General features: G+C 67.9%; 14 protein-coding genes and 1 pseudogene. 12 read left to right on the top strand and 3 right to left on the bottom strand.

Translation table 11 applies throughout. The features are described from left to right. Positions 1-624: pseudogene (locus BN1263_RS18550) on the bottom strand (transposase); the annotation flags it as partial. Between the two features lie 286 nt (positions 625-910). On the opposite strand from BN1263_RS18550, the gene BN1263_RS18545 reads away from it, so the two are divergent. The 9 genes from BN1263_RS18545 to BN1263_RS18505 are packed head-to-tail and all read left to right on the top strand — an operon-like array spanning position 911 to position 13,259. Further along, the gene (locus BN1263_RS18545; RefSeq protein WP_058983266.1) at positions 911-2,542 is read left to right on the top strand and encodes a TldD/PmbA family protein; all 1,632 of its coding nucleotides are present in this window, start codon (positions 911-913) and stop codon (positions 2,540-2,542) included. A 30-nt stretch (positions 2,543-2,572) separates the two neighbouring features. Next, entirely contained in the window at positions 2,573-4,207 is a 1,635-nt protein-coding gene (locus BN1263_RS18540; protein ID WP_058983264.1) for a TldD/PmbA family protein, read from the top strand. Positions 4,208-4,228: 21 nt separating this feature from the next. Further along, entirely contained in the window at positions 4,229-5,563 is a 1,335-nt protein-coding gene (locus BN1263_RS18535; protein ID WP_019661955.1) for a TldD/PmbA family protein, read from the top strand. Continuing rightward, positions 5,563-6,270, top strand: a complete 708-nt coding sequence (locus tag BN1263_RS18530) for a DUF4159 domain-containing protein (protein WP_058983262.1) — start codon at positions 5,563-5,565, stop codon at positions 6,268-6,270. Before BN1263_RS18535 ends, BN1263_RS18530 begins: the two co-directional genes overlap by 1 nt. 16 nt (positions 6,271-6,286) lie before the next feature. Beyond that, entirely contained in the window at positions 6,287-7,270 is a 984-nt protein-coding gene (locus BN1263_RS18525; protein WP_058983260.1) for an AAA family ATPase, read from the top strand. Positions 7,271-7,277: 7 nt separating this feature from the next. Then, entirely contained in the window at positions 7,278-8,174 is an 897-nt protein-coding gene (locus BN1263_RS18520) for a DUF58 domain-containing protein (RefSeq protein WP_058983258.1), read from the top strand. Next, positions 8,171-9,292, top strand: coding sequence for an N-terminal double-transmembrane domain-containing protein (locus BN1263_RS18515; protein ID WP_058983256.1), 1,122 nt, complete (start codon positions 8,171-8,173; stop codon positions 9,290-9,292). Before BN1263_RS18520 ends, BN1263_RS18515 begins: the two co-directional genes overlap by 4 nt. Then, a complete protein-coding gene (locus BN1263_RS18510; RefSeq protein ID WP_058983254.1) occupies positions 9,289-11,454 on the top strand; it encodes a hypothetical protein in 2,166 nt (721 codons plus the stop codon). Before BN1263_RS18515 ends, BN1263_RS18510 begins: the two co-directional genes overlap by 4 nt. Continuing rightward, positions 11,451-13,259: a hypothetical protein gene (locus tag BN1263_RS18505; protein WP_058983252.1), complete on the top strand. Its 1,809-nt coding sequence runs from the start codon at positions 11,451-11,453 to the stop codon at positions 13,257-13,259. The genes BN1263_RS18510 and BN1263_RS18505 overlap by 4 nt, the downstream gene beginning before the upstream one ends. 71 nt (positions 13,260-13,330) lie before the next feature. On the opposite strand, the gene BN1263_RS18500 is transcribed toward BN1263_RS18505, so the two are convergent. Continuing rightward, entirely contained in the window at positions 13,331-14,005 is a 675-nt protein-coding gene (locus BN1263_RS18500; RefSeq protein WP_058983251.1) for a hypothetical protein, read from the bottom strand. A gap of 39 nt (positions 14,006-14,044) precedes the next feature. Further along, a complete protein-coding gene (locus tag BN1263_RS18495) occupies positions 14,045-14,557 on the bottom strand; it encodes a hypothetical protein (protein ID WP_058983249.1) in 513 nt (170 codons plus the stop codon). 329 nt (positions 14,558-14,886) lie between these two features. Here BN1263_RS18495 and BN1263_RS18490 point away from each other — a divergent pair, with 329 nt between their 5' ends. The 3 genes from BN1263_RS18490 (at position 14,887) to BN1263_RS18480 (ending at position 18,788) form a co-directional block, all read left to right on the top strand. Next, positions 14,887-17,376, top strand: a complete 2,490-nt coding sequence (locus BN1263_RS18490; protein ID WP_058983247.1) for a DEAD/DEAH box helicase — start codon at positions 14,887-14,889, stop codon at positions 17,374-17,376. Then, positions 17,373-18,395, top strand: coding sequence for a ribonuclease H-like domain-containing protein (locus BN1263_RS18485; protein WP_058983245.1), 1,023 nt, complete (start codon positions 17,373-17,375; stop codon positions 18,393-18,395). The genes BN1263_RS18490 and BN1263_RS18485 overlap by 4 nt, the downstream gene beginning before the upstream one ends. A 78-nt stretch (positions 18,396-18,473) precedes the next feature. Then, entirely contained in the window at positions 18,474-18,788 is a 315-nt protein-coding gene (locus BN1263_RS18480) for an I78 family peptidase inhibitor (protein WP_058983243.1), read from the top strand. Positions 18,789-18,804 lie beyond the last annotated feature (16 nt).

Below are 18,804 nucleotides of genomic sequence, written 5' to 3'. Positions count from 1 at the left end.
ACCTCGTCCTGATCCGGATGGGCCAGGACATGGTTCTGGTAATAGAACGTACTGCGTGACAGCTCCGCCGCTTCGAGCAGAAGCGACAGCGTATGAACCTGCCTCAATCCTTGGATGGCTTGCGCTTTGCATCTTGCGCCGCCTGCTCTTCCCGGATCAAGGCATCGAGTTTTTTAGGTAGTCGGTCTCCGCACGCAGATAGGCGACTTCCTTGAGCAGCTCTTCGCGGCTCATCTCCTCAGGTGGCTTGGACGAACGGGTCTTTTTCATCGGCTTTCGGGGCAGCGGCGGAGGCGGTGCCAACGCTTGGGCACCGCCTTGAGCATACAGGCGCCGCCATCGCCCCACCGCGCCGGCATCACCGATCTGGAAGTAGGTGGTGGCCTCCCGCCCGGACATACCGTCCTGGCTCATTTTTTCCAGGACAGCCAACTTGAACGGGAGGTCATAGAACCGGGCCTGGCGATGAAATCCGCGCCAACCATGCAGCCGATAGGTCGCCACCCAGCGCCTGACCGTGGAGGCCTCCAGGCTGTGGCGACGAGCAACGGCTTTGACTGATGTGGAGGTCTTGCAGGCCTCTTTGGCGACTTGCAGTTTGAAACGAGCGTCGTATCTGTTCATGTATCCCTCGGGGTTGGATCTGGCGTCCAACTCCCGGGGGTCACTTCATGGATGGGTTCACGGCGTGTCCTGCCCATCCACACCGCCCCGCCATCCCACGGAATGCCGCTCTGGCTCTGGCTTTGGCCGTTGCATTGAGCAGGTGCAGGGCTGCAAGCGCTGCCGAAACCCTCCCAACCATGACTGCAGTCACTTGCCCGCACGCGCCGCGCTGGCGAAAGTCGAGAAGTTGACGTGATCGGCTCGACCCATTGTCGGCCGCACGCAAGCGAGAGAGAGAAACGCTGTGCAACGACGTGAGTTCCTGGCATTTTCCGGTCTGGGCCTGGCGGGCCTGCTGCTGCCGCATTCCCGTGCCATCGCCGCCGAGCAGTTGCTGGCCCCGGTCGACACCGCCCAGCGCAGGCGCCTGGCCGAGGTCGCGCTGGCCGCCGCACGCACCGCCAAGGCCAGCTACTGCGATGTCCGCATCGGCCGCTATCTCAACCAGTCGGTCATCACCCGCGAACACCAGGTCGGCAATGTGACCAACCGCGAATCATCCGGTGTGGGCGTGCGGGTGATCGTCAACGGCGCGTGGGGCTTCGCTGCAACCCATCAGCAGACCGAGGCCGCCGTGCGCGCCGCGGTCGAGCAGGCAGCGGCAATCGCCCGCGCCAATGCCGGCATCCAGACCCGGCCGGTACAGCTGGCGCCGACGCCGTCGGTCGGCGAAGTGCGCTGGCAGACGCCAGTGCGGAAGAACGCCATGGCGGTGCCGATCCAGGACAAGGTCGAACTGCTGCTGGCGCTCAACGCCGCCGCGCTGGATGCGGGCGCCGACTACATCAATTCCACGTTGTTCCTGGTCAACGAACAGAAGTACTTCGCCTCCAGCGACGGTTCGTTCATCGACCAGGACATTCACCGCATCTGGCTGCCGTTTACCGCCACCGCCATCGACAAGGCCAGCGGCAGGTTCCGTACCCGCGCCGGCCTCTCCTCGCCGATGGGCATGGGCTACGAGTTCCTCGATGGCGATGCGCGTGGAAAGGTCCAGCTGCCCGGCGGCATCACCGCCTACCGCGATTCCTACGACCCGGTCGAAGACGCCATCGCCGCCGCCCGCCACGCGCGCGAGAAGCTGAAGGCGCCGTCGGTGAAGCCCGGCAAGTACGACCTGGTGCTGGACCCGTCCAACCTGTTCCTGACCATCCACGAGAACGTCGGCCACCCGTTGGAGCTGGACCGCGTGCTCGGCTACGAAGCCAACTACGCCGGCACCAGCTTCGCCACGCTGGACAAGCGCGATGCCGGCTTCCGCTGGGGCAGCGACATCGTCACTTTCTTCGCCGACAAGACCCAGCCGGGCAGCCTCGGCGCCGTCGGCTACGACGATGAAGGGGTGAAGACGCAGCGCTGGGACCTGGTGCGCGACGGCATCCTGGTTGACTACCAGGCCACCCGCGACGAGGCCCATATCCTCGGCCGCGATGCATCGCACGGCTGCAGCTACGCCGATTCCTGGTCCAGCGTGCAGTTCCAGCGCATGGCCAATGTCTCGCTGGCACCGGGCAAGCAGCCGCTCAGTGTCGAGGACATGATCAAGAACGTGGAAAACGGCATCTGGATCCACGGCCGCGGTTCGTATTCGATCGACCAGCAGCGCTACAACGCGCAGTTCGGCGGCCAGCTGTACTACCAGATCAAGGATGGAAAGATCGCCGGTATGGTTGAGGATGCGGCCTACCAGATCCGCACGCCGGAATTCTGGAATGCCTGCACCGCCATCTGCGATGAACGCGACTTCCGTCTGGGCGGTTCGTTCTTCGATGGCAAGGGCCAACCCGGCCAGATCTCGGCGGTCTCGCACGGTTCGTCCACCACCCGCTTCAACGGCATCAACATCATCAACACCGCGCGCAGTCTCGGCGCTTGAGCCACCCATCCTTCGACATGGAGAGCAGCCTTGCAAAGACGTGACTTCCTGGCCCTGACCGGGCTTACTGCGGGCGGGCTGATCGTGCCCTCCTTCTTCGGCAAGGTGATCGCCGCCGAGCAGCTGCAGGCCAGCCTGGACCCGGCGCTGAAGAAGCGCCTGGCCGACGCTGCGTTGCAGGCCGCACGCAGCGCCGGTGCCACCTACTGCGACGTACGCATCGGCCGCTACCTGCGGCAGTTCGTGATCACCCGCGAGGACAAGGTGCAGAACGTGGTGAACACCGAGTCCACCGGCGTGGGCATCCGCGTGATCGTCAACGGCGCCTGGGGCTTTGCCGCCACCAATGCGCTGGGTACCGCCGATGTGGCCAGGGCGGCGCAGCAGGCCGCGGCGATCGCCAAGGCCAATGCTGGCGTGCAGACCGCGCCGGTGCAGCTGGCCAAGGCGCCGGGTGTGGGTGAGGTGAGCTGGCGCACGCCGATCCGCAAGAATGCGATGGAGGTGCCGATCAAGGAAAAGGTCGATCTGCTGCTGGACGTCAACGCCGCGGCGATGGGTGCCGGCGCCAGCTTCGTCAATTCGATGCTGTTCCTGGTGAACGAGCAGAAGTACTTCGCCTCCACCGACGGCTCCTACATCGACCAGGACGTGCACCGCATCTGGGCGCCGATGACGGTCACCGCCATCGATAAGTCCAGCGGCAAGTTCCGCACCCGCGAGGGCCTGTCCTCGCCGATGGGGCTGGGCTACGAGTACCTCGATGGCGCCGCGGCCGACAAGGTGCACAGCCCCAATGGCGTGGTCAACTACAGCACCTCCTACGACATGAAGGAGGACGCCGTCGCCGCCGCCAGGCAGGCACAGGAAAAGCTGAAGGCACCGTCGGTGAAGCCGGGCAAGTACGATCTGGTGCTCGACCCGTCACACACCTGGCTGACCATCCACGAGTCGATCGGCCACCCGCTGGAGCTGGACCGTGTGCTCGGCTACGAAGCCAACTACGCCGGCACCAGCTTCGCCACCCTGGACAAGCGCGAACAGCAGTTCCAGTACGGCAGCGAGCTGGTCAACATCTTCGCCGACAAGACCCAGCCGGGCAGTCTGGGCGCGGTGGCGTACGACGATGAAGGCGTGAAGTGCAAGCGCTGGGACCTGATCAGCAACGGCAAGCTGGTGGATTACCAGACCATCCGCGATCAGGCCCACATCCTCGGCAAGAGCGAGTCCGACGGCTGCTGCTATGCCGACTCGTGGTCCAGCGTGCAGTTCCAGCGCATGGCCAACGTGTCGATGGCACCGGGCAAGAAGCCGCTGAGCGTGCCCGACCTGATCAAGGACGTGGAGAACGGCATCTACATCATCGGTGACGGTTCGTTCTCGATCGACCAGCAGCGCTACAACGCGCAGTTCGGCGGCCAGCTGTTCTACGAGATCAAGAACGGCCAGATCACCCGCATGCTGGAAGACGTGGCCTACCAGATCCGCACGCCGGAGTTCTGGAATGCCTGCACCGCCGTGGCCGACGAGCGCGACTACCGCCTGGGCGGTTCGTTCTTCGACGGCAAGGGCCAGCCGGGCCAGGTCTCGGCGGTCTCGCACGGTTCGTCCACCGCGCGCTTCAACGGCATCAACGTCATCAACACCGCACGCAGCCTCGGCTGATCGGTCAGGAGCCCTTACACCATGAGTATCTTCACCGAAGCCCAGGCCAAGGCCATCCTCGACAAGGTCATCGCCCTGTCCAAGGCCGACGAGTGCACCGCCGTGCTGTCCGGCGCGATCAGCGGCAACATCCGTTTCGCGCTGAACAATGTCTCCACCAGCGGCATCGTCGACAACACCGAGCTGGCGGTCACCGTCGCCTTCGGCAAGCGCGTCGGCACCGCCTCGATCAACGAGTTCGACGACGCCGCGCTGGAACGCGTGGTGCGCCGTGCTGAAGACCTGGCGCGCCTGGCCCCGGAGAACCCGGAGTTCATGCCGGCCATCGGCAAGCAGAGCTACCGTCCCAGCCCGACCTTCAGCGAATCCACCGCCGCGATCGATCCGGCCTTCCGCGCGAAGGTCGCCGCCGATTCGATCGCCCCGTGCCGTGGCAACGGGCTCATTGCCGCCGGCTTCCTCGAGGACGGCCAGGGCTTCCAGGCGACCGCCAACAGCAACGGCAACTTCGCCTACCAGCGCACCACCAACTTCGATTACACCTGCACCGTGCGTACCGAAGATGGCCGCGGTTCGGGTTGGGTCGGCCGCAACCTGAAGGATGCCGCCGACTTCAAGGCCGACCAGGACATCCGCATCGCCATGCGCAAGGCCACCGAATCGGCCGAAGCCAAGGCGCTGGAACCGGGCAAGTACACGGTGATCCTGGAGCCGGCCGCGGCGGCAGGCCTGATCAGCTTCATGATGAACTTCTTCAGCGCACGCTCGGCCGATGAAGGCCGCAGCTTCCTGTCAAAAAAGGGTGGCGGCAACAAGCTGGGCGAGCAGGTCTACGACCCGCGCGTGACCATGATCGCCGACCCGTGGCATCCGGAGGCGCCGGTGCTGCCGTGGGACAATGAAGGCCTGCCGCGCGAACGCATGGCGATCATCGAGAACGGCAGGATCGCCAACCTGGACTACTCGCGATTCTGGGCGCAGAAGCAGGGCAAGACCGCCAAGGCCTCACCGGGCAACCTGCTGATGAGCGGTGGCGACAAGAGCACCGCCGAGCTGGTACGCGGCACCCAGAAGGGTATCCTGGTCACCCGCACGTGGTACATCCGCATGGTCGATCCGCAGACCGTGCTGCTGACCGGCCTGACCCGCGACGGTACCTTCTACATCGAGAACGGCCAGATCAAGCATCCGGTGAAGAACTTCCGCTTCAACGAATCGCCGGTGATCATGCTCAACAACATCGAAGAGCTGGGCAGGCCGGTGCGCGTGGCCGGTGATGAATCCAGCTTCGTGATGATGATCCCGCCAATGAAGCTGCGCGATTTCACCTTCACCTCGCTGTCCGACGCGGTCTGATGGATCGCCGGGCCTGCCTGCGCTGGTTGGCTGCTGCCGCTTCGGCGGCGGCGCTGCCGGCCTGGGCACAGGCAGGCCCGCGCAGTTCGCGCTACGACTTCTGGTTCACCCGCCTGCAGTACGACTCCGGTGACTGGGACGTGGACGCGCGCATGCCGTCCAACCTGATCACCTCGCTGATCGACTACACCTCGCTGCGCGTGGACCCGCAGGAGCACGTGGTGGCACTGGCCGACCCGCGCATGCTGGAAGCGCCGTTCTGCTACCTGGCCGGCCACACGCTGGTGGAGTTCAATGCCGCCGAGCGGCAGAACTTCGTGCGCTATGTGCGCAATGGCGGCTTCGTCTTCGCGGACGACTGCAACCACGACATCGATGGCCTGTTCGCCACCTCGTTCGAGGCGCAGATGGGGCGCCTGTTCGGCCCGAAGGCACTGCAGAAGCTGCCCAACAGCCACCCGCTGTACCGCAGCTTCTTCCGCTTCCCCGACGGCCCGCCCGCCACCAGTTTCGAACTCAACGGCTGGGGCGACGACCTGGTGCACGACTACCTGAAGGGCATCGAGGTCGATGGCCGCCTGGGGCTGCTCTACAGCAACAAGGACTACGGCTGCGAGTGGGACTACGACTGGCGCAACAAGCGCTTCCTGGCCGAAGACAACACCCGCTTCGGCGTCAACATCGTGATGTACGCGTTGAACAACTGATAGGACCTGCACGCCCATGACCTCCCCCGACCTCGATTCCCTGCTGCCGCGCCTGCACGATCTGCGCGCCGCGCTCGCACGCGCAGTGGTGGGCCAGAACACCGTGGTCGAGCAGCTGCTGATCGGCCTGCTGGCCGGCGGCCACTGCCTGCTGGAAGGCGCGCCCGGGCTCGGCAAGACCCTGCTGGTGCGCTCGCTCGGGCAGGCGCTGGAGCTGCAGTTCCGGCGCGTGCAGTTCACCCCCGACCTGATGCCCAGCGACATCCTCGGCACCGAGCTGCTGGAAGAAGACCACGGCACCGGCCATCGCCATTTCCGCTTCCAGCAGGGCCCGATCTTCACCCACCTGCTGCTGGCCGACGAACTCAACCGTACCCCGCCCAAGACCCAGGCCGCACTGCTGGAAGCGATGCAGGAGCGCACGGTCAGCTACGCCGGCACCACCTACGCGCTGCCCGCGCCGTTCTTCGTGCTGGCCACGCAGAACCCGATCGAGCAGGCCGGCACCTACCCGCTGCCGGAGGCACAGCTGGACCGCTTCCTGCTGCACGTGCTGGTGGATTACCCCAGCGAAGACGAGGAGCGGCAGATCCTGGAACAGACCACCGGCGGTACCACCGACGCGGTACCGAAGGTGATGGATGCCGAAGCGGTGACCGCACTGCAGGCGGCCGTGCGCCAGGTGCATGTCAGCCCCGATGTGCTGGCCTGGATCACCCGCCTGGTGCGTGCCAGCCGGCCGGGCCAAGGCGCACCGGCGGCGATCAACCAGTGGGTGAAGTGGGGCGCCGGTCCGCGCGCCGGCCAGTCGCTGGTGCTCGCGGCAAAAGCGCGCGCACTGCTGCAGGGCCGCTTCGCCGCCACCCGCGAGGACGTGCAGGTACTGGCCGCACCGGTGATGCGCCATCGCCTGCTGCTGTCGTTCGCCGCCGAAGCCGAGCAGAAGCGTGCCGACGACGTGGTCGCTGCCCTGCTGCAGGCCGTGCCGTTCCCGGGTTGAGCCACGCGTGGACGCCGGTACCCCGCTGACCTTGCCACCGGACTTGCGTGCGCGCCTGCGCCTGCTGCGGCTGCGGCCGCGCCTGGCCAGCGGTGCCAGTGGCATCGGCCAGCACGCCAGCCGCAGCCGCGGTGCCGGCCTCGAGTTCGCCCAGTACCGGGCCTACGAGCCGGGAGACGAACTGCGCCAGATCGACTGGAAGCTATACGCCCGCTCAGATCGCTTCTTCGTGCGCGAGTCCGAACGCGAAAGCCCGATCACGGTCTGGCTGTTGCTCGATGCCACCGCCTCGGCCGGCCAGGCCGATCGCGCGGCACCGCAGCGCACGCGCTTGGATCACATGCGCGGCGTGGCCGCCTGCGTGGTGGAACTGGCGCTGCAGCAGGGCGACCGTTTCGGCCTGCTGGCGATCAATGGCGATGGCCTGCTGCTGGTTCCCGCGGCGAACGGCGCACGCCAGCGTGATCGCGTGCATCTGCAACTGCATGCCTTGCAGGCGCGCGGCGCCTGGCCTGCGGCCGATCGCCTTCGGCCGCTGTGGGAACGCGTGCGCCCGGGCGACCTGCTGCTGGCGATCGGCGACGGCTTCGACGACTCCGGCATCGTGCTGCTGGAACAGCTGGCCAGCGCGCGCCGCGAAGTGGCACTGCTGCAGATCCTCACCGCCGACGAGCGCGACTTCCCGTTCGACGCCGGCCACCGCTTCCGCGATCCGGAGACCGGCGAGGAACTGCTGGGCGACGGCGCGGCGATCCGCGCCGACTACCTGCAGCGCTTCGCTGACGCACGCAGCGCATTGCATGCGCGCCTGCGGTCCAGTGGCATCGCCAGTGCCAGCGGCTGGCTGGACCAGCCGCTGGACCAGGCACTGCAGGCGCTGTTCGGCCGTGGGGGCGGTGCATGACCCTGCTGTTCCCGCTCGGCCTGGCCGCGCTCGCCGCAGGGCTGCTGCCGCTGCTGATCCACCTGGCCCGCCGCCATCCGTATACGCCACTGGATTTCGCCGCGCTGCGCTGGCTGCGTGCACAGATACGGCCGCGCCAGCGCATCCGCCTCGATGACTGGCCGTTGCTGCTGGTGCGGCTGCTGTTGCTGGCTGCATTGGCCATTCTGCTGGCACGACCTGCGTTGACCGGGCCTGCGCCAGCCCCCATTGCGTGGACGGTCGTTGCTCCAGGGCTGGACGCGACCGCACTACGTGGCACCGCCGAAGCCGGCAACTGGCATTGGCTGGCGCCCGGCTTCCCGGCCATTGATCAAGTGCCACCTGCGTCCACGGCGTCCCTGCCCAGCCTGCTGCGCGAACTGGACGCACAACTGCCTGCGGGCACCGCATTGACCGTGCACGTTCCCGATCCCCTGCCCGACCTGGATGGCGCTCGCCTGCAGCTGTCGCGCGAGGTGCAGTGGCGCCCGCAGCCGATGCCGGTCGCTGCGCAACCGGGTGCCGCAGCGATGCCGCGTCTGCGCGTGCACAGCGATGCGCCGGCCGCCGCCCAGCGATGGTTGAACGCAGTGCAGCGCGCGTGGGGCCTGCCGTCGCCGCTCGCTCCGCTGCCGACGGATGCCCTGCCGGAGCGCGGCGAGATTGGTGTGTGGAGCCGCAGCGATGCACTGCCGGCGAACTGGCAGGCGTGGCTGCGTGACGGCGGTCGTGTCATGACTGCCGGCAAGCCTGCTGCCAGTGCCAGCATCCTGCTGCGCGATGCCGAGGGCACACCGCTGCTGTGGCAGCAACGCATCGGCCACGGCTATCTGCTGTCGCTGCCGGGCGACTGGAATGCCGCCAGCAACGCCGCGCTGCGCGATCCGCGCCTACCGCGTGCCCTGCTGCTGACGCTGCAGCCGCCCACGGCTCCGCGCCTGGGCGATGCACGTGACCAGGCACCGCAGCGGGCCGCATTGCCTGCTGCAACGCCACCGCTGCGTGAGCCGACGCCTTGGCTGTTGCTGGCTATCGTGCTGCTGTTCGCGCTGGAACGCTGGATGGCCAGCAGCGCCTGCCGCAGGGAGGCCGCATGAATACCCTGCAGCACGCCTGGCAACGTGCGCGCCGCCGCCGTGCGCTCATCACCCTGCTGCTGGGCCTGCCATGGGCGCTGGCTGCGGCGGTGCTGGCCCTGCGTCTGGCAGGTTTCGATATCGCCTGCGTCGTCGGTACGATCAGCCTGCTCGCGTGTGCGGGCTTCGCCACTGCGCGTGCCCGCCAACTGGACCGGCAGTGGCTGCAGCGCCAGCTCGATGGCAGCGGTGTCAGCGAGGACAGTGCGGACCTGCTGTTCGCTGATGTCACCGCGCTCAATCCGCTGCAGCAGCGCCAGCGCACGCACGTGCTGGCCACACTGGAGCGCGCGACACCAGAACTGCGTCCGCGCTGGCCGCGCAGGGCATTGGCGCTGAGCTGGATCGCAGGCCTGGCCGTCGCTGTGCTGGCATTCGGCTGGCCACGTTCCAGCCCCGGCGCCGCGCCGGCCCGCACGCCGGCGCGTGGCGGCACGGCGGCTGCGGGTCCACTGCGCCTGCAGTCCACCCGCCTGCGCATCGATGCACCGGCCTACACCGGCCAGGCCACGCTTACCCAGAGCGCACTGGATGCCAAGGTTGCCGCCGACAGCCGGCTGTCGTGGTCGCTGCGCTTCGACCGCGCCCCGGACAAGGCATGGCTGCAATTCCACGATGGTCGTCGGTTGCCACTGAGCGAGCACGAAGGACAGTGGCAGGCACAGGACATTGCACGCACGCCGGTGCTGTACCGCGTTGTGAGCGAACCGGCACTGGCAGAGACCCGCCTGCATCGGCTGGATGTGGTGGCCGACCGTGCACCCAGCGTGCGCGTACTGGAGCCCGCGGCCAGCCTGGTGCTGGGCACGCCCGGGCAACGGCAGTGGGCACTGCGCTTCGAGGCCAGCGACGATTACGGTGTCGCGGCGCAGGCAACGCTGTCGATCACCACCACCCAGGGCAGCGGTGAGAACATCACCTTCGTGAAGCGCAGCGTCACGCTTGCCGGCAGCGGCGAAGCCACCGCGCGGCGTTTCGCCCACACCCTTGGTCTGGCGTCGCTGGGCGCGCAGCCCGGCAACGATGTGATCGCCCAGCTGGAGGTGCGCGACAATCACGCACCCACGCCGCAGACCGGGCGCAGCAGCAGTGTGATCCTGCGCCTGCCCAGCGCCGAAGTCGCGCTCGGAGCAGAGCTCGAGGGCCGCATCAAGAAGACCCTGCCTGCGTATTTCCGCAGCCAGCGGCAGATCATCATCGATGCCGAAGCGCTGATCCGGCAGCGACGCAGCCTGGCCGCCGAGGACTTCGTGAAGCGCAGCGATGCGATCGGTGTCGACCAGCGCATCCTGCGCCTGCGCTACGGCCAGTTCCTGGGCGAGGAAAGCGAAGGTGCGCCAAAGCCGCCGCCGACCAGCGACCTGCCCACCAGCGATGCGCCGACCGCAGAGGGCCACGACGACGATCACGAGCACGTCCATGGCACGCAGGCCGGTGCGCACGACGACCATGGCCACGATCATGGCGGTGCAGCCAACGCAGATATCCCGCCGGTGTTCGGCAGCGCGACCGACGTGCTTTCCGAATACGGGCACACCCATGACCACGCCGAGGCGGCCACCCTGCTCGACCCGCAGACCCGCGCCACGTTGAAGGCCGCGCTTGACCAGATGTGGTCGGCCGAAGGTGAGCTGCGCCAGGGCCGCCCGCAGCAGGCGCTGCCATTTGCCTACAAGGCGCTGGGCTTCATCAAGCAGGTGCAGCAGGCCGAGCGCATCTACCTGGCCCGGGTCGGGCCGGAGCTGCCACCCATCGATGAAAGCCGCCGACTGGGCGGTGATCGCGCCGGACTGGCCAGTCGCGAACTGCCATTGGCCGCGCGCACCCCGCCCGATCCGGCCATCGTTGAAGCCTGGCAGCGCCTCGGTGATGACAACGGCGCACCGGATCTCGATGCGCTCGCGGCCTGGCAGCAGCGCAACGCGGCCTACCTGCCCGATGCATTGGATCTGGCTGCGGCCATCGAGCAGCTGCGCATCGAGCCCGACTGCATCGACTGTCGCCAGCGCCTGCGTGCGCAGCTGTGGCGCGCGCTGCAGCGTCCACTGCCGCAGGCGATGCGGCGCAGTGCGGCCGATGCGATGGGACAGCGCTACCTCGATGCGCTGGAGGCGCAGCCATGACCGCCACCAGCCTGAACCTGTGGATTGCGCTGGCACTCACTCTGGTCGTGGTCATCGCCAGCGTGCGCCAGTTGCGTGGAAGCACAACGCACCCTGGCCGCCGGTGGAGCGTGATCGCACTGCAGGTCATCGTCGCCACGCTGCTGTACTTCTGCCTGATGCCGCCCACCCGCCAGCAGCCCGCAGGCGGGCTGGTCGTGCTTGGCGTCGATGCCGGCAAGGCCGGCGCACCCCCGGCCAGCGAAGGCCCGCTGTTGCTGTTGCCCGAAGCTGCCGATGTGCCCGGCGCACAGCGCGTTCCCGACCTGGCCACCGCGCTGCGCCAGCATCCGGCCGCCACGCTGACGCTGGTCGGTGCAGGCCTGGCCGCACGTGACCGCGACACGGTGCTGCCGCCGGATGTACGTTGGCAGGCCGCACCGGAGCCGCGCGGCTGGATCGCACTGCAACCACCGGCCGATGTCGCACCCGGTGCCCGCTTTGACGTGCAGGCACAGGCGCGTGGCGTGGCCAAAGCGAAAGCAGAACTGCTCGACCCGGCCGGCAGCGTGGTCGATCGCACGGAGGTTGCCGACGACGGCCGCGTGCAGCTGAGTGGTGTCGCCCGCGCCGAAGGCCGCAGCGTGTTCCAGCTGCGCCTGCTCGATGCCGACGGCCATGTGGTGGACAGCCTACCGGTGCCGCAGCAGACCCTGCCGTCCGCACCGCTGCGCCTGCTGGTGCGCGCCAGCGCGCCGGGGCCAGAGCTGAAGTACCTGCGCCGCTGGGCAGCCGATGCCGGCATCCGTGTGCAGGTGCAGGCGGATACCGGGGCCGGACTCAGCATCGGCGATGGCGCGGTGGCGATTGATGCAGCATCGCTCACGCGCAGCGATCTGCTGCTGCTGGACGAGCGCAGCCTCGTAGCATTGAGTGCGGGCCAGCTGGCCGCCGTGCGCCAGGCGCTGCGCGATGGACTGGGTGTGCTGGTACGCAGTGCGGGCGCACCTTCGGCCAGTGCACGCCAGCGCCTGCGCGATCTGGGCCTGCCAGTGCAGGGTGATGGCAGCAGCCACCCCCTCGAACTTCCCGGCGATGGCGAAGGCGCGATCCTCGCCGCACGCCGTGGCCCGCTCGCCGCTGGCACATTGCCGACCGGCTACGGCGAAGAGGCCGACCGCAGCTCGCACAGTGCCGCGCTGCCTTCGCTGGAAGCACTGGCGTTGCAGGCGCCGGGCGGCAGCGCACTGCTGCACGATCGAGCTGGCAACGCCATCGGTGGCTGGCGCGCGGTCGGCAAGGGCCGCATCGGCCTGCTGCCCATCACCGACAGCTGGCGTTGGGTGCTGGCCGGCCGCGATGACCGCCACGGCGAACTCTGGAGCGACGCGGTGGCCACGTTGGCACGCGCGCAGGACAGCGCTGATGCACTGTGGTCACCGCAGCCGATCGCCTGGGCAGGTGAACGACAGGCGCTGTGCGGTGTGCAGGCACCACTGCAGGCCTTCAACAAACGCGGCGACGACGTGCCCCTGATCGTCGATGGCACGGCGTCGGCGCTGCGCTGCGCCGGCTGGTGGCCCCGTGAGGCAGGCTGGCAACGCCTGCAGCATGGCGACAGCGTTGTCTGGCGCTATGTGTTCGACCCGAAGGATGCACCGACGCTGCATCGACAGGTGATGATCGATGCGACCACGCGGGCGTTGGCTGCCAGCACGCTGGCAGACGCGTCGGTGGTGCAACCCGTGCCGGGCTCGCGCTGGCCGTGGTGGCTGGCGTTCGTGCTGTGCGCCTCGCTGCTGTGGTGGCTGGAGCGGCGGCGCTGACCGCATCGATTGAATCGCGGGCAGCACCCACGCGTGGCGTGGATCTACTGGCCCCAATCCTCATGCGCCATTCAACGTTTTCCGGCGCGCCGGTACACACCGTTGAAACGCACGTTCATGCCACCGCATTCGCTGTTGTCGGCCACGATCAGCACCTCACCCAGCGAGTGCACGCGCACCCGGCACGTGTCCTCGGCGAACTCGACATCGGCACCCTGCGCTATGGCACGCGCTTCCACCTGGCCCAGGTTCGGCCCATACGGGCGCTGTTCCGGCGTGGGGTTGGCGGAGGGCCAGTAGGCGTCGCCATCCACGTGCAGTTGTCCACCCTGCACGGTGATGCGCAGGCCGTTGTCGCCATCTTTCCAGTGGCCCGCCCAATCCTGCAGCGCTGGCACGACCACCGGCAACGCCTGCAGCTTGCTGCGGTCGACCCAACCGGCGCTGCCACCCACCCTGTTCGGGAAGAACGCGCAGCGGTAACGGCCCAGGTCGCGACCGGTCACCACCGTATCGCCGTTGACCACATAGCTGCGCTGGCGGCAGGCCGGTTCGCCCTTGGCGGGGCAGCCATCCATGTCGCCGAGCAGGTACAGGCGCGGTACATCGACCACCCGCGCCAGCGCGAACCGGCTCTGTTCGGAGGGGAATGCGCCATTGCGGCAGGCGCCGCCATCGGCGATATCGGACGCGAAGGCGGAGGCCGGCAGCAACGCGGCCAGCAGGCAGAACGAACGCAGGGACATGACAGCATTACCGGTGGGCGGCCAGCAGCATATACCGGCCTACTTCACTGGCGCTGTGTCGCCGGCATCCTGCTCCTGTGAGAACCGCAGCGCGCGCTGCTGCTGTTCGGCGCTGAGCTCTGGCGGTGGCCGCGCCACGGCCGCCTGGATCTGGTCCGGCCCGCCGGTGAGTTTGTTGATGCCTTTGGCTGCCGCCATCACACCCTTGACCACGCCCATCATGATGTAGCCGCCGCCCATGCTGACCTGCTCCGGCGACGGCGGCTCGCTCCAGTCACGGCTGAAGCGGTTGTCGCCGAACTTCACCGGGTTCTTGAAGCGGTACAGGTCCACCGGCTCGTCATCCGGCTTGAGCGCGCGAACTTCTCCCAAGGTGGTGACGCCGTCCTGTGGCGGGGGGGGGGAGATCGGCGCGGGGGGTGCAGCCGGCGCATCTACAGGAGGTGCAGGCGCAGGACCAGACGCAGGCACCGACTGCTGCGCCTGCGCGATGCCCGCCAGCAACAGGCTGGCCAGCAGTGCTCCCTGCGTTCCCGGTCGTGCCACAGCCATCCACCCTGTTGGTTGCGTCCAGTGAACAAGGATACGGATGCGGGCTTCAGATTTCGTTGGCATCGGCGGGGGCATTCAGGGTGTGTCACGCATCGTCGCTGCGCGGACCGGGCACCGAAGTTTGCAACGAACTTCATTTCCCCCGGGGGATGGGGACGGCATCCATGGTGCAGTTCCTCCGCCGCAGCGAGGCGCTTGACACGGACATCGCGCAGCGTCCGGACCCGTGGCAATGAACGGTTCACGCCCTTCGCGCGCGATGTCTCACATCCTGAGACGTGGATGTGGTGCCATGTGACCCCTCGCAATCCGTCCCCGCTTCCTCTTCCATGGCCTACGAACTCGCCAAGCGCACCGCCGATGCCGAGCAGAAGCTCGCCACCCGCGATGGCCTGCCCGCCCGTGACGGCGCCCTGCTCAGCGCGCGCCTGCAGCGCCGCTACCAGGACCGCATCACCGGCAGCTTTGCCATTCCCGGCCGCGAGGGCCGCTATGCCCCCATTCCCGATGCGGTACCGCCGGCCCTGGCCGCGGCCCTGAAGGCACGCGGCATCGAGCAGCTCTACAGCCACCAGGCCGAGGCCTGGGAGGCCAGCCAGCGTGGTGAGCACGTGGCCATCGTCACCCCCACCGCCAGCGGCAAGTCGCTGTGCTACACCCTGCCCGTGGTCAGCGCGGCCATGCAGGACAAGGCCAAGGCGCTGTACCTGTTCCCGACCAAGGCGCTGGCACAGGACCAGGTGGCCGAGCTGCTGGAACTCAACCGTGCTGGCGATCTGGGCGTCAAGGCCTTCACCTTCGATGGCGATACCCCGGGTGATGCGCGCCAGGCGATCCGCCTGCATGGCGACATCGTGGTGTCCAATCCGGACATGCTGCACCAGGCGATCCTGCCGCATCACACCAAGTGGGCGCAGTTCTTCGAGAACCTGCGCTACATCGTCATCGACGAAGTACACACCTACCGCGGCGTGTTCGGCAGCCACGTCACCAACGTGCTGCGCCGGCTCAAGCGCATCTGCGCGTTCTACGGCGTGCAACCGCAGTTCATCCTGTGCTCGGCCACCATCGGCAACCCGCAGGCACATGCCGAGGCGCTGATCGAGGCGCCGGTCACCGCCATCACCGAATCCGGCGCGCCCAGCGGGCCGAAACAGGTGCTGCTGTGGAACCCGCCGGTGATCAATCCGGACCTGGGCCTGCGCGCCTCGGCGCGGTCGCAGAGCAACCGCATCGCGCGCATCGCGATCAAGTCCGGGCTGAAGACCCTGGTGTTCGCGCAGACGCGGTTGATGGTGGAGGTGCTGACCAAGTACCTGAAGGACATCTTCGATCACGACCCGCGCAAACCGCCGCGCATCCGGGCGTACCGCGGTGGCTACCTGCCCACCGAGCGCCGCGAGACCGAACGGGCGATGCGCGCCGGCAACATCGACGGCATCGTCAGCACCTCGGCACTGGAGCTGGGCGTGGATATCGGCAGCCTGGACGTGGTCATCCTCAATGGCTACCCCGGCAGCGTGGCCGCCACCTGGCAGCGCTTTGGCCGTGCCGGTCGCCGCCAGCAGCCCGCGCTGGGGGTGATGGTGGCCAGCTCACAGCCGCTGGACCAGTACGTGGTGCGGCATCCGGACTTCTTCGCCGAGGCCTCGCCCGAACATGCACGCATTGCACCTGACCAGCCGCTGATCCTGTTCGACCACATCCGCTGCGCAGCCTTCGAACTGCCGTTCCGGGTTGGCGATGGCTTCGGCCCGATCGATCCGGAGGTATTCCTGGAAGCGCTGGCAGAGACCGAAGTGATCCACCGCGAAGGCGAGCGCTGGGAATGGATTGCCGACAGTTATCCCGCCAATGCGGTCAGCCTGCGCGCGGTGGCCGACGGCAACTTCGTGGTGGTCGACCGCAGCGATGGCCGCCAGCAGATCATCGCCGAGGTCGATTATTCCGCCGCCGCACTCACCCTGTACGAGGGCGCCATCCACATGGTGCAGTCCACGCCCTACCAGGTGGAGACGCTGGACTGGGAGGGCCGCAAGGCCTACGTTACCCGCACGCATGTGGATTACTACACCGACAGCATCGACTTCACCAAGCTCAAGGTGCTGGACCGTTTCGACGGTGGCGTGGCCGGCCGTGGCGATTCGCACCATGGCGAAGTGCACGTGGTGCGTCGCGTGGCCGGCTACAAGAAGATCCGCTATTACACCCACGAAAACATCGGCTACGGCCCGGTGAACCTGCCTGACCAGGAACTGCACACCACGGCGGTGTGGTGGCAGCTGCCTCAGGCGCTGCTGCTGCGTGCGTTCGCCAGCAAGCAGGATGCGCTGGATGGTTTTCTCGGCGCCGCCTACGCGCTGCACATCGTTGCCACCGTGGCGGTGATGGCCGATGCGCGCGACCTGCAGAAGTCGGTCGGCAACGGCGATGGTTCCTGGTTCGCCATCGCCGATCAGAGTGGCCGTGGCCAGCTGCGCGGCAGCGAGGGCGATCCCGCTGGAGTGGAGCTGCTGCAGGAATTCGTGCCCACCGTGTACCTGTACGACAATTTCCCCGGCGGTGTCGGCCTCAGCGAACCGCTGTGGCAACGCCAGGCCGAGCTGGTGCAGCGCGCGCGCGAACTGGTGCAGCGCTGCGACTGCAAGGCTGGCTGCCCGGCCTGCGTGGGCCCGGTGCTGGCCGCGCAGGAAGACGATGAGACTTCGCCGCGCACGCTGGCGCTGCGCGTGCTCGACCTGTTCGATGCCGACGCCTGCCAGCATGTGCCCGACGTGGTGATCACCACGCGCGAGCCGATGGAGTTGCTGGCACCGTGAGCCTGAGCCTGGACAAGCTGCGCCTGCTGCGGAAGCAGGCCGGCGACCCGAAGGCGAGCACACCGGCCGCGCCGGACGTGCCCCCTGCGCCACCGGCACCCGTGGCCGCCAACGATGCGCGGCAACCACCGGCCGAACGTTCGGTGTTCGCCTGGGTCGAACAGGAAATCCGCCACAAGCCGACCGGCACTGCGGCCTCCGCACCGGCACCCGTACCGCTGCGTCGGCCGGAAGCAGGCAGCCTGCATCGCCTGCTCGGCCTGCGCTCCCGCGGCAGTACCACGCCGGCACGCGCCAGCGCACAGGATCGTCAGCTGCCCGGCGAGGAGATCGCACCGGGCCTGTTCCTGATCGAATCGCTGCAGCCGCAACCAATCCCGACCGCCCCGCTGTCATTGGCCTTCGCCAAGCGCGAGGACCAGCACGTAGCTGCGCGCGACCTGCTGTTCTTCGATACCGAGACCACCGGCCTGGCCGGTGGCACCGGCACGCGTGCCTTCATGATCGGCGCGGCCGACTGGTACGTGTGCCCGCAGCGTGGCGAAGGCCTGCGCATCCGCCAGCTGCTGATGTCCACCATGGCTGCGGAAGAAGCGATGCTGGCCACCTTCGCCAGCTGGCTGCAGCCCTCCACCGTGTTCTGCAGCTACAACGGCCGCAGCTACGATGCGCCGCTTCTGAAGGCGCGCTACCGGCTGGCGCGCCAACGCGATCCGATCACGGCGCTGGACCATGTGGACCTGCTCTACCCCACCCGCCGGCGCTATCGCGGCACCTGGGAGAACTGCAGGCTGTCCACCATCGAACGCCAGCTGCTGCGCGTGGTGCGCGAGGACGACCTGCCGGGCTCGGAGGCACCGGGAGCATGGTTGCGCTTCCTGCGTGGCGGTGACGCCGTGAACCTGCGCCGGGTGGCCGATCACAATCATCAGGACGTGGTGACGCTGGCCCTGCTGCTGCAGCGGCTGGTGCGCGAGGAACAGCGCGAGCGCGAGACACTGGCGCTGGTCGGGCAGTAATGACACGGGGCAGCGTTGACATGCCCTGACGGTGGCAGCGGTGACACTGCCGCCACCATCCACGCCTGGAGCCCGACGATGCGCCTCAATCCCCTGGTCCTGCTCGCCATCCTGCCCTTGGCCGCCTGCAGCCATGCCGGCAGCAGTACCGCCCCCGATCCCGCGCCAGCGCCCGTGGCCGACGCCGCGCACGAATGCAGGCCGGAGGCGCTCGAGGCCTTCACCGGCAAGACGGCTGACGAAGCCACCATCAAGAAGCTGGTGGCCGCCAGCGGCGCGCGCGGTGCACGGGTGGTCAAGCCAGGCATGGCGGTGACCATGGACTTCCGCCAGGACCGCGTGACCGTGCAGGTGGATGCGCAGAACCGCATCGAGCGCGCCAGCTGCGGTTGATCGACCCGGGGTAGTG

Source organism: Stenotrophomonas thermophila, from assembly GCF_001499715.1.
In the GTDB taxonomy this organism is placed as follows: domain Bacteria; phylum Pseudomonadota; class Gammaproteobacteria; order Xanthomonadales; family Xanthomonadaceae; genus Stenotrophomonas; species Stenotrophomonas hibiscicola.
Note: the sequence above shows the minus strand (reverse complement) of the source record. Positions and strands in the feature narration are given on the sequence as shown.

Excerpts from the sequence above, each read along its gene's own strand:
- BN1263_RS18535 (WP_019661955.1), top strand. The coding sequence starts at position 4,229 with ATGAGTATCTTCACCGAAGCCCAGGCCAAGGCCATCCTCGACAAGGTC.
- BN1263_RS18505 (WP_058983252.1), top strand. The coding sequence starts at position 11,451 with ATGACCGCCACCAGCCTGAACCTGTGGATTGCGCTGGCACTCACTCTG.
- BN1263_RS18490 (WP_058983247.1), top strand. The coding sequence starts at position 14,887 with ATGGCCTACGAACTCGCCAAGCGCACCGCCGATGCCGAGCAGAAGCTC.
- BN1263_RS18480 (WP_058983243.1), top strand. The coding sequence starts at position 18,474 with ATGCGCCTCAATCCCCTGGTCCTGCTCGCCATCCTGCCCTTGGCCGCC.
- BN1263_RS18495 (WP_058983249.1), bottom strand. The coding sequence starts at position 14,557 with ATGGCTGTGGCACGACCGGGAACGCAGGGAGCACTGCTGGCCAGCCTG.
- BN1263_RS18525 (WP_058983260.1), top strand. The coding sequence starts at position 6,287 with ATGACCTCCCCCGACCTCGATTCCCTGCTGCCGCGCCTGCACGATCTG.
- BN1263_RS18500 (WP_058983251.1), bottom strand. The coding sequence starts at position 14,005 with ATGTCCCTGCGTTCGTTCTGCCTGCTGGCCGCGTTGCTGCCGGCCTCC.
- BN1263_RS18530 (WP_058983262.1), top strand. The coding sequence starts at position 5,563 with ATGGATCGCCGGGCCTGCCTGCGCTGGTTGGCTGCTGCCGCTTCGGCG.
- BN1263_RS18515 (WP_058983256.1), top strand. The coding sequence starts at position 8,171 with ATGACCCTGCTGTTCCCGCTCGGCCTGGCCGCGCTCGCCGCAGGGCTG.
- BN1263_RS18510 (WP_058983254.1), top strand. The coding sequence starts at position 9,289 with ATGAATACCCTGCAGCACGCCTGGCAACGTGCGCGCCGCCGCCGTGCG.